The following is a 15,485-nucleotide window of genomic DNA, read 5'->3' on the forward strand; positions in this document are numbered from 1 at the left end:
CGAAGCAATCTTTCAGCGTCATTGCGAGGAACGAAGCAATCTTCCCTGCATGTCATGCTGAGCGAAGTCGAAGTATCTACATTTGGTACACGTGCAGATCCTTCGACTACGCTCAGGAGGACATGGAAAGAAAGATTGCTTCGTCGTACCTCCTCGCAATGACGCAAACCTCCTCGCAATGACGCAAACCTCCTCGCAATGACGAAAAAACACTAAAATTACTTCCCAAACTTCCTTGGCATATAGCTCAAAGAAACCATATAATACTGCGTTAGAATATTCCTCGTTCCTGAAGTAAACTCCGTTACACTATCATAAAAATAAAAGCCTTTATTCTGCTTCAATAAATCCAGCGCTGCTACCTTCACTTCTAAATTATTACCTTTCAACATTCTATACGTCATATTCGCATTCCAGATCAAAGCCTTATTATCCTGAAACTTTGAAAAGTTGGTCCTGTTATCCAAACTAGTATTAATTGTCCATCTTTTCGTCAACATATATGCCGTAGCAAGACCCAAAGTCCAATTCTTTGACGTATAATCATTATTACTGTTCTCCGCTTTTTTATCTGTTCTCGAATAAATTCCAAAATTATTCTTCATCGCCACCTGCAGCTTATTCAAGAATGTATAATTCATATTCATTTGAAAAGAAAGGTTTCTATTGATCATTTCCTGCATAAAGTCATCCACATATTGATATTTATTACCCCAACTTCCATTATTGGAAACATTAAGGGTTAAGGTATGATCTTTCTTTAACAAAAATGGTTTATCAAAACTAAGATAATAAGACACGAGATGTTGAGATTGAGGAACCTGACTCGTATATACCTGTTGTTCGGGTCCTTCAAAAACCAAACTATCCGTAAGACCATCCTTATAAATTCTATAATTAACATTATAATTAAACCTAGCAGAATATTGCTTCATTTCATTATAATTTCCATTCAAACTAAAAGCATGAACACCAGTAGCTTTTAATAGATATCTTGAACCATAATACCGTATTCCTGGATTGATATCATCATATATCGGCCTCAGCCTATCCAAAGAAGGATACTCTTCATTATAATTATAACTTAAAGCATTGCTGAGGTAATATTTACCCATACGGCTAAAGCTTTGGTTTAGGGAAATATTAGGCTTAAATGTGGTGAAATTTTGAAGTAAATTCCGATAATCCAATGTAGAGGTCTGATCATCCCTAAAAAATCTTGCCCCCATAGACAGGTTAAGACTGATGCTTTTACTATACCTACCATTTAGGTATTTACTCTGTAAACTGGTATTATAGGTTAAAGTTGGTTCATATTCTAACTGATTTGATGAAGAAACATGTGTCAATGAACCATTCTCAATCATATCTCCCGCAAACAGTTCATTTACAACTTGGTCAAAATCTGATTTTTTATAATTTAACCGCTGTTTCAAACCAAATTTATCATATGATAAATTCATATCTGCAGATATATCTTTAGAATCATTTGAACTATTATAACTCCTATTACTTTCTTTGTTCAATTCAGGATCAGTAAAGTTCTCATAATTACCAAGCATAAAGTTTTCTCCATTTGAGGAACCTACTGATCCCCATAATCCAAAATCAAAACCAATTAAATCAAACGTTTTATTCAAACTTTTCCCATCCCCATCCTTTACTTTCCATTTCTGATTTAAATTATACCGTAAATTGAAATCCATAGCTGAATTTAATGAGGTATTTGAGTTTTCAAGGCTATTGGAAGATTGGTTTTCCAAATAATCATATAGGTACAGGTTACTTGAAATACTTTCTGAGTGGCTATTTCTCAAATTGATATCTGCACTGTAATTAAAGCTACGTTCTTCACCATTGCTTGAATTTTTTCTCCGGGAATATTTAAAATTTCCAGTCTGATGTCTAGAATCATATTCCGCATTGGATTTGGATGAGCGGCTATTATGGTCTGTACTTTCCGAGGTCAATAGAATGGTTTGCGATTCGTTTTCCTGCAAATTCTTTTCCCATCTCGCATTTACATTTCCCTGAAAATTGTGTTGATTATTGGTTTGGTTGTTACCACTAAGGTCGTATTGATAACGAGCGCCAATCACATGCTGATTCAGGATCCCCTGTCGCTGAAAATCGGATTCAAAATCCGCATTTACCCCTATCCCTTTGAATGTTGTATTCCTCAAGAGTTGGTCCACACTGCTCAGGTTTTTATTGATATTATTGACAGAATACGCAACTGTTGCCTGTGATTTGCCAAAGCTTTTATTCAGGTTCATATTTCCTTGATACCTATCGTCTGTACCATATCCAGCACCAATACTACCAAACATCATGTTCTCCTTCCCCCTTTTCAGCACCACATTCATTTCCATCTGTTTATTTTCAGGCTCTTTCTGTTTTTCTTCAAAGGTTCGCTTATCATATACCTGAAGCTTATCCACCGCTTTTTTATCAATATTCTGAAGCGCAATAGCCATATCCGATCCAAAGAAAGGCTTGCCATTCACTAGAATAGTGGGAACCGTTCTACCATTATACGTCACTTCACCATCGCCCCAGACAACCATCCCAGGCAATTTTTGTAACAGATCTTCAACAACCGCATTGGAATCCAATTGGAAAGCATCAGCATTGAATTCGATGGTATCCCCATTCATGCGAACAGGAGGAATCAGATCCACCACTTCAATCTCATTCTCTACTTGGATCATATTGATTTTGCCAAAATCCTTGCTTTCATTGGTGGCCAATTGATAATCGATCTTTACTTTTTTATAACCCTGAAGACTGAACTCAATATACATGGGTTTTCCAACCGTAGGTTTTTCGATTAGGAATTTCCCATACCGGTCAGTAAGGGAAACTTGATCTACCGATTTCTTGCCGTTTTCATAAATGGAAACCGTAGCTGCTTCCAACACCCTATTGTAGGTGGAATCAATAAGAGTACCTTGAATTTTTGTTTGGGCATGGATAGTACCAATCATGCCCATGATGAACATGAGGAATAGTATAATTTTTTGGCGCATGTTATTTAAGCTTAAAACGGACAAGGATTGGGTTTAGGGACTTTTCTAATTGGAGATATTCCTTTCGCATACTATGCCCTTCAATTTTAGACTTCTCCTTTGCACGGGCTATATCATTTGGAAATATAATGGTATAAATGTATTCTCCATCCGTTGTCAATAAATTATAGCCTAAAAATTCCAGATAATCGTTGGATTTATCGGGAAGTATTTTATTGAGGCTAATTATTTCATTGTTCGATAAATTTAGGGCAATACGAGTCTGGTTTGAACCAATTACTTGAAATAAAAGATATTGTTTATAGCGTTTTGCTGCCGCAATGCTTACTATTTTATCCCTATTATTTTCAATATATTTCATATATGATTGTACGGATTTATACAAATCATAATTACTGGTATCCACCGTATTTTTAAATGGGAATACTAATTGGATAATTTTACTTACTCCCGTAGGATTGAGCTGGGCAATTCGATAGGTATTTGGGAATACGGCAAAACCAATTTCTTCGGAGGTTTTAATGATTGTTTCAGTTCCAAACATAAATCCTATGGTATCTCTTGGGTCATAACGAACCAATATACTATCATTCATTTTTAGAGCATATTCCGGCAAGGAATCTTTTTTTCCAGAAGCAGGAGAACCATAATAAAATTTGGTGTCCTGTAAGGAAATAAAAGACTTTGTCCCCTTGTATTTATAATCTAAGTCCTTTTCCAGGATTTCTCCTTTTTCGTTAAAAACAACCTTTAATTTATCGCCATATGCAACAATTTTTCCTTTTTCCTGTTGGATGTAATAGAATAAGACTTTATTTTTTGGTTTAAATCCTTCGATTTCTGAAATACGTTTTATTAAATTCCCTTTCAGATCGTATATGAATAGATTTTGATTACTGTTGTTGATGATGCCTATATTAGTAGAGGTAGTAATGATATTTGATATGTAATCAATAATGTCGTTTTTACCACCTCCTAAAGGGATATATTCAAGATCAGTTAAGTTTTCAGATACTGTGCCCCCGCGCAATTGTTCCAGGATAATACGGATTTTTTCTACAGGATAATCGGAAGAATAAATCAAACGCTGGGAATAAGCAGAAAGAAAGGTTGAAAGGAATAGGAATAATAATAGGATTTTTCTCATAAATAAGGTGTTGATAATTGGTATTTATATTTGGTATTGATAATTGGTGTTGTTAATTGGTGTTAATCCTACGTCATTGCGAGGAACGAAGCAATCTTCCCTGCATGTCATGCTGAGCGAAGTCGAAGCATCTACATTTGGTACCCGTGCAGATCCTTCGACTACGCTCAGGATGACATGGAAACTCAGGATGACATGGAAAGAAAGATTGCTTCGTCGTACCTCCTCGCAATGACGTAAACATTACCCAAGTTTTAAAATCTCATCAAACTGCTGGGATAATTTTCTCAAATGATTCCGATCCCCGTGACCTACTTCCAACGTCATCCACTCTCCCTTATAATTACTCTTCCGAATCGTTTCCATTACCCTCTTCCAGTTCACATCCCCCTTCCCTAATTCCACCCCAAATCCCTTTCCTAAGCCTTGATTATTCATGATATCCTTACTAAACTCCTTCACATGCAATTTCACGATATGCGAATCCAAGCTTTCCAGCCAATGCTCCGGCCAGCCGTACCTAAGAATATTTCCTAAATCAAAATACCATCCCACTAAAGGATGATTGATTTCCTTCAGATACATTTTAGCCTCTATAGGACTTAAAATAAAGTTATTCCACACATTCTCAATCCCAATCTTCACCCCAAATTGTTCCACCTGTGGTAATATCCTCTTGATAGAATCAATGGAATTCTTCCAGGCAGTCTCATAAGAAACTTTATCATTAACCACTCCAGGCACCACCAGAACAGTATCTCCACCCAATGCCTTTGTTTCCTTAACAGTCTTTACCACCGAATCAATCGTAAATTTCCTTACAGAAGCATCAGGATCCGAAAGCGGCTTCGACCAATGATCCCGATTCACCAAACTCGGAATTTCTATCCCCGATTTTTCCTTTGCATCCAACAACTCATCAACAGTAAAATCTATAGGTCCATTAAACTCTACCCCATCAAAGCCCAAATCCTTTACCAACTTCAATTTATCCACCAAACTCAGGTTCTCTTGGATCATACTAAATCCCAATCCCTTTTTTATCTTTTTAGCAAACAAATACGATTCGGTCTTTGAAAATACAGGCGATGCAAGGCTAGCCCCCGCAAGAATGGATAAGCTTTTAATGAAATCTTTTCTTAACATGATTAATTAAATTGGGTTCAGGAATCTTAAAAAAGTGTCATTTTCATAATTCAACGGGAAAATACAAAAAAGAATACCTATTGCAAAACAATAGGTATTTTATATTAAACCGCCTTTTTTTCCTTTCTGATTTTGGGCTCACCCAATATCCAGCTTGGTTTTGGCTCTTTCAGTTTGATTATCTTATTGGTATCGGCATATTTCCGGATATGTTCCACAGCCTCCTGCACATCATCCGTAAACAATAACAGATCCTGATCTTCCGGACTAATGGTCTTCTCCTGAATCATCAGCTCCACATGTTCTTTGATAAATCGGTGATAATCAAGCCCCATAATAACAATTGGAAATTGGGAAATCTTTTTGGTTTGAATCAAGGTCAAGGTTTCAAAGAATTCATCCAATGTTCCAAAACCTCCCGGCATGATCACAAATGCAAAGGAATATTTCCTTAAAAGTTCTTTGCGAACAAAAAAGTAATCGATATTCACGAACTTATCCATATAGGGATTATGCATCTGCTCGTGGGGAAGTACGATATTACAGCCTACTGAAGGACCACCTACATCCTTAGCACCTCGATTTGCAGCCTCCATTATCCCAGGTCCTCCTCCGGTCATGATCGTAAATCCGATATTGGCCAATTCAGCCGATACTGCTCTTGCCTGCTTATAATACCGATGATCTTCGCCAAAGCGGGCAGATCCAAACACCGTAACACAAGGTCCTACAAAATGTAGCGTCCTAAATCCTTTCATAAACTGAAAGAAAACGCCAAAAACATACTTCAGCTCGATTAACCTATTTCTAGCTCCTTTAAAAAAGCTGATCTCTTCTCTAACAAATTTATTACTCATGTTCCAAAGGGCTAGCTAACAATTCTTGGGCTTCCTGTAAAATCTGCTGCTTTTTAGGTTGGGGAATCTGAATCCGATCCAATACGGCAGCATCTCGTATCAAGTCCTTTACCAGAATACATTGATTTTTCAATAACATGGACTTGTCCTGTTGGGTCAAGGTCGTTAAACAAGTTACCGGATACTCCCCATTATTATCCACCCGAGCTTTGATGGAACTTCCGCGCGGATAATCCCATGAAAGCAGGTTCATTTTATAATATTCGCCGAAGGCAATGGAATCGGTGGTTAGGTAGGCATTGGTCACCAACCACCCATCCGTAAATTCCTTTTTCTGGCCGAAGAAACTATACGGAATACCCGATACATCCTCTACCCTAGACTTGAAATACATAGGCGTAGTGACCGAAATCTTCGCGTCAGCATCGTTTCTGAATTTACATTCAATTGCCAGTAAAGTTTCCCCATGGAGAGCCACCACATCAATTTCATGTGATACGGCATGGCCTTGAACGGTTTGTCCGGTTACAGCTTGATACCCGTCTTCTTGAAACATCCTGGCCACCCACTTTTCAAAATAGAAACCCTCTGGTCCTAATTCACGTAAGGCTTTCTTCAGGCTATAACGCGCAGCGTAGGAACTTTTCTTAGCTTTTAAGGCTTTAAATGCCGCATCATAAAGCTCTCTTGTGCTGATTCCATCATAAAGACAATCCTTGATATCTTTATAAACCTGATCCACCTCCTGATCAGTAGCGCCGGAACGTGTCAGTGATTTTCTTAAAGCAGATTCATCAAAAGGCACCAATTCGCCAGAATACTTCTTTACTAGCATAGATAAATTTATTTTAAATGTGAAAGTACAAATTTTGCAGGTTATCCTGAAAATTCTAATTTCTCTCAAAACAAAAGCCTCGCCAAAACGTTTATAACATAACGATTAATAGAGACAATTATGAGCGGAATATTAAATTTAGCATTCGACAAGTTAAAATCTACCATGGACGATTCTTGTACAGATGGAAATATCGGCAAATCGGAACGCGTATTATCTGTTGTTGCAGGTGGATTCATTTTAGCGATGGGTATCAAATCCGTTTTGAAAAGCCCGTTAACATCCGTATCTGGAATCACTCTGGGTGGAGCATTGATCTACCGAGGAGTAACTGGTTATTGTGCTGTTAAAGATACATTTGACAGCAAAAAAGCAGAAGCTACAGTAGTTGAACACAGGTATTTTGTAAAATAACAAAATAGCCCATAAGAAGATCCGATTCCTATCCGTAGGAATCGGATTTTTTTATCTTTGAAAATGAAAAAAGTTGTCGTATTTACCGGAGCTGGGATCTCCGTAGAGAGTGGATTACCTACTTTTCGTGGAACAGATGGACTATGGGAGGGTCATCGCGTAGAAGATGTGGCCACTCCGGAGGCTTGGCAAAGAAACCCAGCATTGATGCAGGATTTTTATAACAAGCGTCGGAAGAACTGTATAGAAGCCACTCCAAACGAAGCACATTTAAAATTGGCTGAGTTGGAGCAGGATTTTGATGTACACATCATCACTCAGAATATCGACGACCTACATGAACGAGCCGGTAGCAGCAAGGTACTTCATCTCCATGGTGAAATCCGAAAGTCCCAATCCTCCATCAATCCCAATTTGGTATATGAAATCAAAGGCGATGAAATAATTTCTGGAAGTGTGTGTGAGTTAGGTTCTCCATTAAGACCACATGTGGTTTGGTTTGGGGAAGCTGTCCCGAATATGATCCCGGCATCCAAGCTTGCCTCCCAGGCTGATGTATTTGTAGTGATCGGCACATCCCTTCAGGTTTACCCTGCAGCAAACCTATTATATGAAACTTCCCCCTTATGTAAACTCATTCTGATTGACCCTAATGCGGAAGAATATCGGGTTCCACCCAACGTGATCAAGATTTCCGAAAAAGCCTCCAAAGGTGTTAGATATTTGGCAGATTTAATAGCCAAATAAAATTTTTTTACCACATAAAAACAACTATAATTCAACATTTTAGATATATTACATAAATTAATAATTTACTTTCCTATTTTTATGACAACAAAAAGAAAACCCCAAAACAAAATATAATTTTGTTTTGGGGTTTATTTATTAAATACCTATTGTTTTTCAAGCATTTATAAAATTTATATAAACCTATTATTGATATTTATTATAGGTTTCGATTATTGCCCCTCTCATCTGGGTAAAGATAGAAAGCACCTGTTGAATAAAGTGTTCATCCAACATTTCAAAAACTCCATTTATACCACCTACTACATCCACTTCAGCCAATTTATAGGATTGCTCTAAAGTACCTTGCTCAAACTTGATGATAAACTTCTGATTCATGCCGAAGATGCTAATCTTACATTCCGGATGAGGTAATTCTGCTAATACACGCATATAGATCACTAAAAAAATTCCAAGCCTGAATTGGACTTGGAATTTCAAAAATATAAAATTTAAATTGCTTAAACGACCCCTTGCGCTTTCATGGCTTCGGCTACTTTTATGAACCCACCAATATTAGCTCCTTTGAGGTAATTGATATAGCCGTTTGGCTCTTTACCATAGCGCACACAGGTTTTATGTATATTTTCCATGATCAATTTCAGGCGGTGGTCCACTTTTTCCCGTGCCCATTGCTGTCCGATCGCATTCTGGGACATTTCTAAGCCGGAAACAGCGACACCTCCAGCGTTGGCCGCTTTTCCAGGACCAAAATGGATCTTAGCTTGCAGATATACTTTAATGGCTTCTGCTGAGGATGGCATATTTGCCCCTTCAGCCACAATCTTACATCCATTTTTCACCAATCTTTTGGCATCTGCCTCATTGATCTCGTTCTGGGTGGCACATGGAAGGGCAATATCGCATGCAAACTGCCATGGATTTTCCTTGGCATGATAACTTGCAGAAGGATATTTCTTCGTGTATTTGGCCAGATCTCGCCCTAAGGTTCCTAGATAATTCAATTTATCCAGACTAAAGCCTTCCTTATCATAAATCGCTCCTTGACTATTGGACAAGGTGAGTACTTTTGCGCCCATTTGAATAGCTTTTTCAGCAGCGTAAAAGGCTACATTCCCTGCTCCGGAAATACAGACAGTCTTTCCTTCTATCTTTTCGTTATTGTAATCCAAAATACATTGAACAAAATAAAGCAGACCATAACCAGTAGCCTCTGGACGGATGTACGAACCACCCCAAGCAGTACCTTTTCCGGTCAATACACCTGAAAAATTGTTCTGCAAGCGCTTATATTGCCCGAACAGATAGCCTATTTCACGTCCTCCAACACCAATATCCCCCGCAGGAACATCGGTTTCCGACCCAATATGTCTTTGTAATTCGGTCATGAAGCTTTGGCAAAAACGCATGATTTCCATATCTGACTTTCCTTTGGGATCAAAATCAGAACCTCCCTTTCCACCACCAATAGGCAAACTGGTCAGGCTGTTCTTGAACACCTGCTCAAATGCCAAAAACTTAAGAATGCTCAGATTTACATCTGGGGCAAATCGCAAACCTCCCTTGTAAGGTCCGATGGCCGAATTCATTTGAACACGATAACCTCGATTTACCTGGATCTGATTCTGATCATCTGTCCAAGCCACCCGAAAAGAAACAATTCGTTCAGGTTCAACCATCCGTTCTAAAATTTTAAGGTCAATAAGATCAGGACGATGCTCATTTACATAGGGAATAAGATCTTCGACAACCTCCGTGACAGCCTGTAAAAATTCAGGTTCATTTGGGTTTCGCAAATCAACTTGTTTGATGAAATTCTTAAGATTTAGGGACATTTATTGTTAATTATTTATTTTTTCACCACAATACTAATGAAAATATTGAAAAAACGCTAATTATTTACGCATTTTATCAATACAATTAAAAGCCCTAAATAACTGGAAAGGATTATAAATTAGTAGGCAAAAACAGTTGACCGTAATGCTTTAAATCTTCCAATCCATCGGTGGTATCAAAAATACCGTAGACAGAAGATCCAGATCCGCTCATGGATGCATAAATAGCCCCCAATTCATACATCTTATTCTTGATATCACCTATCAGCGGATATTTTTCGAAAAGAGAAAATTCAAAATCATTCTTAATGGTATATTTCCATTCCTGAATGGGAAGATTTATCGCTTGCCGTAAATCCAGTTCGGATGGTTTCGGAAGGACCTGACTATATGCTTCTGCCGTAGAGATATGGATATCCGGCTTGACCAGTACGATCTGATAGGAAGATAGATCAAGAGCAATCTCTTCGAGATCTGTTCCTATACCTACAGCATACATCGCTTTATTCTCTACAAAGAATGGACAATCGGCACCAAGTTTTGCAGCTAATTGCTTCAATTCTTCTGTAGAAATATTTAAGGAAAATTGTTCGTTCAATAACAGTAATACAGCTGTTGCATCGGAAGAACCTCCCCCTAAGCCAGCACCAATCGGAATATTTTTCAGCAAATGAATGGTTACTGGAGGTAAATCATATATGGAACTTAACAACCTATATGCCCTTAAACACAAGTTATTATCATCAGCTATTAAATCTGAATTCCAAATCTGCAAGGCTACTTCCTGGCTAGGTGTGATTTCGACAGCATCATAAATCTTCACTGGATAAAACACAGTTTCCAGGTTATGGTATCCGTCGGAACGCTTTTCTGTAATATGCAAGCCTATATTGATTTTAGCATTTGCGAATTTGAGCATAGTTGATTTTTAATGTGGATGATATAATAAACGCACTCTCTTCCTACAAATATGCTATTTTTTAAGGATTAAATGGATTTATTATCTTTGGATAAGTTTGAACCTTATGTCTATAAAATCTGGCTTTATTGGCTTTTTCCTATTATTCATTAGTGTCAGCATCCTAGGGCAGAACATCCCTAGGGTCGGAACCCCTTTTGTGCAGCAATATACCAAATCGATGTATGCTGCTGGAAACCAAAATTGGGGACTTGCCATCAGTCATGACGGATTTGTATATGCAGCCAATACGGAAGGTTTATTGGTATTTGATGGACAGGAATGGAAGCTTTTCCCTATGAAGAACCACGCCAGCCTACGCAGCGTCAATATCGATAAAGAAGGAAGAGTTTTTGTTGGTGGGTCGGGTGAATTTGGCTATTGGACCAGAGGAAGCTATGGGAAAATGAACTACACCAGCTTGTCGGACTCAATCAAAGATAAAGAAACCTTACGCAATGATGATATCTGGCGGATCCTCATCCAAGAAGACCAGGTATTCTTCCACAGCTTTTCAAAAAGTTACCGCTATCAAAAAGGGAGCATTGATTTGCTAAGAGCACAGGGCGAGCCTTTCCTATTCGGCCATCAGGTTGGTTACAACCTGTATTTTGAACAGATACCTTCGGGTTTACACCGCTTGAGCAATAATCGTCTAGAAAGGATTCCAGACGCAGCCAAGCTCCAGGGCATGAATATTTTAAGCATGCTCCCCTTCCATGATCATCAAACCTTAATCGCAACCGCCAATCATGGTTTGTTCTTAATGAGCCCCACAGGCTCCATCAAACCTTTTCCAACGGCGGCTGATGATGCCCTCAAAAGATATCAGATCAATAATGGGGTTAAACTTTTTGCAGATCAGTACGCCTTTGGAACCATACAGAATGGGGTGTATATCGTGAATAAATCGGGTGAAATCGTTCAGCATATCAGCAAGAACAATGGATTACAGAACAATACCGTATTAAGTTTAGCCGTGGATAAACAATCCAATCTTTGGGTGGGCTTAGATAATGGGATCGACCGCATTGATATCAATTCACCCTTATATTATTATTCAGACTTTACAGGCAATATCGGTACAGTATACAGTTCGATCCTGTTCAATAATAAGATCTACCTGGGCACCAACCAAGGTTTGTTCGTAAGTGATTGGAAAGGGGTTTCCTCTTATAATTCATTGAAATTTCAACTCATCCCCAATTCCCAAGGCCAAGTATGGCAATTGGCGAATATTGCGGGAAAACTGGTTATAGGCCATAATAATGGCACTTTTATCTTAGAGGACCAAGTGCTTAAAAAAATCTCTTCTGTAACCGGAGCTTGGAAATTTCTACCTGTTGCCAATAGTAATTATTGGCTGCAAGGAAATTACACTGGAATCGGATTGATGACCACAGATCCAACCGTGTCATTTGTCAAACAGTTGGAAGGCAGGAACGACCTAACGCGCGACATTTACCAAGAGCAAGCGGAAACTTTTTGGATAAGTAACCAACAGCAAGTTCAACAGGTAAAATTCAATCCCGGATACCAATCCGTAAAAGAATGGAAAACCATGGATAAAGGACTGCCGAAGAATGCCCGGATCCATGGAATATATAACTTGGCCAATAACGCTGTATTTGCTACCGACTCAGGCTTCTACCGTTTTGACCATGTATTGAATGAATTTAAAGCCTATGCGGAACTCAACGGACAGCTGGGTTCTTTTTACAATGCCAACAAGGTCATTCCGATCAGCAACAACCAATACTGGCTAATCAAAAAATCTCATATTGCCCGGGTGGAATTTCCCGCCGATGAACAAATCCGAATTGACTCTTCCTCCTGGAATTCGTTAAAAGGGAGAATGATGAATAATTACGAACATATATTACAGGTTAACAGCGAACTATCCCTGTTTGGTTTAGATAATGGTTTTGCACTTTACTTCAACAAATTCCCCGTAAAGCAACAGATTCCCAAACCCATTATCACCAATATCTGGAACATCACCAAGGACCAGAAACCTTTATATGACGACTTAAGCATTCCCAATGCCGAAAACAATTTAAGGATTTCATTCGCGTCGCCTTGGTATTCCTCATCGCCCATTCGATACCAATATGTCTTGGAAGGTTATACCGATGATTGGTCCAACTGGGATGTGGTAGCTTATAGGGATTTCACGAATCTGCCCTTTGGAAATTATACCTTTAAGGTTCGAGCGATATCAGCAAACGGGATACAATCTGATATCACATCGATTAACTTTCGAATCAAGGCTCCTTGGTACCTGAGTTGGCCAATGATCCTGCTATACGTATTAGCGGCTATCTTTCTGTTCTTTTGGAGCAAGAAAGCTTATGAAAAGCGGCTAAAGGAAGACCAACGTAAGCTGAAGGAAAACATGTTAGCAGATCAAGAAAAACGTTTGGCCCGAGAAGCCGAAGAGAACGAAAAGAAATTGATGGCCATAAAGAACGAACAACTCGAACAGGAACTTGCCATCAAAAACAGGGAATTGGCCAATTCGGCCATGAATATTGTCTATAAAAATGAAATGCTCAACAACCTGCATCATGAACTGACCAACCTGAATGATTCTAATGGTAACAAGTTGAGTAACGAGCAATTACGAAAGGTAAATAAACTGATTGATGAAGCACATAGTGATGATCGGGACTGGGATCTTTTTGAAAAAAGCTTCAATGAAGCCCATGAGAATTTCTTCAAAAAACTGAAAGCTGATTATCCGAGCTTGGTGCCCAATGATCTTAAACTCTGTGCCTACCTAAGGCTGAACATGTCGAGTAAGGAGATTGCCTCCTTATTGAATATCAGTACCAGAGGTGTGGAGATCCGTAGGTACCGATTGCGGAAAAAACTGGAATTGCCAACGAATAAAAATCTTACCGAATTTTTATTGGAACTGTAATTACCATCGCCCGCCGGCACCCCCACCACCGGAAGAACCACCACCAAAACTTCCACTGCTGGATGAGGAACCACCGCCAGAAGATCCTCCAGAAGAACTACTGCTGCTGGAGCGGGTCTTCTTGGCAATGGTGTAGAATTCAATATGCTTTTTATAATTACAAAACTGACATTTATCGAATTTCTCTCCAGAACCTGCACTGGAATAATTCGCAGCAACTACCGTTTTGGTCTGGTTTTTCAATAAGGTATGATACCCACATGCCGGACAGACATCAAATTTTTTACTTACTTCCCAAGGGACCAATTCATACTTCCCGGTCTTACTATGCTGCCAGATTTCATATTTCCGGGATCCTTTCTGCTCTTCGGCACGTTGGCCATCATCAAGGATCGTCTTGATCTTTTTGGCGTCCTTATTTCGATTCAAGCGCGTCCATTCCGGATCATTGTTCGGTGGAAGAAAACGACCTCTGTTTTTGAACATCCGATTTGAAAGCCAAATCAAATCGAATAGCGCCAATGGTGAAAGCAACATAGGTACCAGAAGGTAATTCCTAAACTTCTTGAGTGCAATTTGTTTTTCTTCCTCATCCTTGCCACCCTTAACGATACTTTCCCTACCAGTAGTAATCCGCATGGCCAAAATAACCCCTCCCAATGCAAATAATATATAAGGGGTATTGTTCTTATTATACAAGGGGCTGAGATCCTCATATAAAATGATCAGTGGGAAAACTGATACAAACATCAATAATACACCACATCCAAGCCCATAAAATATTGGCTTTACAAACGAGACTTTGTTCGCTTTTTTTAATAGCGATTTAATGACTAGATGGGTATAGATGTATAATGCAATAAAAAAGAGGATCACCAATAAGCTATTTTTAAAAATAGCATTATCCCAACTGAAGAAAGGCTGTGCTTCGGGCATCATCTCCTTCAGCTCTTTTACGGAATCTGGTGATTTAAGCACATGTTCAATAAAACGCACCGCTTGAAAAACACCAGCGCTGTAATACCCCTGTTGAAAATTAGGTACAAGGTATAATTCGCCCACCCGCTTTAAATAGGCATCCGGAAAGAGCCGTTCCATTCCATAGCCAGAAATAAAACGATATTCCCGCCTATCCTTTGCGATAAAGAGCAACAATCCATTGTTGGACTCTTTTTTCCCAATCCCCCATTTATTGAATAAAGATAAAGCAAATTCAAAATCATCTTCACCATCGTAATCATTGACCAGCACAATGGCAAACTCCGCCCCTGTTTCCTGTTCTATGCTTTTACATATACTATCAAGTTCCTGCACGGAATACCAATCCAAAATACCATCGGGATTGGAAACATAATAATCTTGTCCTTTACTTTTAGGATTGGGGATCTGCGCATGTAAAGCTGGGATACAAAAGAATAGAACCAGCCAAAGTTTTAGAATAGTGTGAAAAATACCTTTCAAAAGCATAATTGGATTTAAATCATACCCCCATGTACTTGGGGAGAATTATCATTCGAATATAATCATTTAAAAAATACCCTTACAAGAACTTGACATTTTATCCCTATTATGGTCTATTATTTGAGCAATATAT

12 protein-coding genes are annotated in these 15,485 nt (G+C 38.7%); 3 read left to right on the forward strand and 9 right to left on the reverse strand.

Going from position 1 to position 15,485, the window contains the following annotated elements:
* Nucleotides 1-218: 218 nt before the first annotated feature.
* From VJ786_RS07090 to VJ786_RS07110, 5 genes are all read right to left on the reverse strand, one after another.
* Nucleotides 219-3,029, reverse strand: a complete 2,811-nt coding sequence (locus VJ786_RS07090; RefSeq protein ID WP_134776456.1) for a peptidase associated domain and porin domain-containing protein — start codon at nt 3,027-3,029, stop codon at nt 219-221.
* 1 nt (nt 3,030) lies between these two features.
* A complete protein-coding gene (locus VJ786_RS07095) occupies nt 3,031-4,176 on the reverse strand; it encodes a hypothetical protein (RefSeq protein WP_134776457.1) in 1,146 nt (381 codons plus the stop codon).
* Between the two features lie 243 nt (nt 4,177-4,419).
* The gene (locus VJ786_RS07100) at nt 4,420-5,322 is read right to left on the reverse strand and encodes a sugar phosphate isomerase/epimerase family protein (protein WP_134776458.1); all 903 of its coding nucleotides are present in this window, start codon (nt 5,320-5,322) and stop codon (nt 4,420-4,422) included.
* Nucleotides 5,323-5,426: 104 nt separating this feature from the next.
* Entirely contained in the window at nt 5,427-6,179 is a 753-nt protein-coding gene (locus VJ786_RS07105) for an LOG family protein (protein WP_134776459.1), read from the reverse strand.
* Nucleotides 6,172-7,014 carry an ATP cone domain-containing protein gene (locus tag VJ786_RS07110; RefSeq protein ID WP_134776460.1) on the reverse strand — a complete coding sequence of 281 codons (843 nt, stop codon included), beginning with the start codon at nt 7,012-7,014 and terminating at the stop codon, nt 6,172-6,174. Before VJ786_RS07110 ends, VJ786_RS07105 begins: the two co-directional genes overlap by 8 nt.
* Before the next feature lie 120 nt (nt 7,015-7,134).
* Here VJ786_RS07110 and VJ786_RS07115 point away from each other — a divergent pair, with 120 nt between their 5' ends.
* Entirely contained in the window at nt 7,135-7,428 is a 294-nt protein-coding gene (locus tag VJ786_RS07115; RefSeq protein ID WP_099366277.1) for a YgaP family membrane protein, read from the forward strand.
* 63 nt (nt 7,429-7,491) lie between these two features.
* Nucleotides 7,492-8,175 (forward strand): SIR2 family NAD-dependent protein deacylase, encoded by a 684-nt coding sequence (locus VJ786_RS07120; RefSeq protein ID WP_134776461.1) that lies wholly within the window; start codon nt 7,492-7,494, stop codon nt 8,173-8,175.
* Nucleotides 8,176-8,361: 186 nt separating this feature from the next.
* On the opposite strand, the gene VJ786_RS07125 is transcribed toward VJ786_RS07120, so the two are convergent.
* The 3 genes from VJ786_RS07125 to ispE all read right to left on the reverse strand — a co-directional run bounded on the left by VJ786_RS07125 (nt 8,362) and on the right by ispE (nt 10,929).
* Nucleotides 8,362-8,607 (reverse strand): hypothetical protein, encoded by a 246-nt coding sequence (locus VJ786_RS07125; protein WP_134778376.1) that lies wholly within the window; start codon nt 8,605-8,607, stop codon nt 8,362-8,364.
* 68 nt (nt 8,608-8,675) lie between these two features.
* Entirely contained in the window at nt 8,676-10,010 is a 1,335-nt protein-coding gene (gene gdhA / locus VJ786_RS07130) for an NADP-specific glutamate dehydrogenase (protein WP_134776462.1), read from the reverse strand.
* Between the two features lie 112 nt (nt 10,011-10,122).
* On the reverse strand, nt 10,123-10,929 hold the full coding sequence (gene ispE / locus VJ786_RS07135; RefSeq protein WP_134776463.1) for a 4-(cytidine 5'-diphospho)-2-C-methyl-D-erythritol kinase: 807 nt from the start codon (nt 10,927-10,929) through the stop codon (nt 10,123-10,125).
* A 106-nt stretch (nt 10,930-11,035) separates the two neighbouring features.
* On the opposite strand from ispE, the gene VJ786_RS07140 reads away from it, so the two are divergent.
* Nucleotides 11,036-13,891 (forward strand): triple tyrosine motif-containing protein, encoded by a 2,856-nt coding sequence (locus VJ786_RS07140; protein ID WP_134776464.1) that lies wholly within the window; start codon nt 11,036-11,038, stop codon nt 13,889-13,891.
* Here the strand turns inward: VJ786_RS07140 and VJ786_RS07145 are convergent, their stop codons facing one another.
* Nucleotides 13,892-15,352 (reverse strand): TPM domain-containing protein, encoded by a 1,461-nt coding sequence (locus VJ786_RS07145; RefSeq protein ID WP_336557488.1) that lies wholly within the window; start codon nt 15,350-15,352, stop codon nt 13,892-13,894.
* Nucleotides 15,353-15,485 lie beyond the last annotated feature (133 nt).

Source organism: Sphingobacterium tenebrionis (genome assembly GCF_037126265.1).
Lineage (GTDB): Bacteria > Bacteroidota > Bacteroidia > Sphingobacteriales > Sphingobacteriaceae > Sphingobacterium > Sphingobacterium tenebrionis.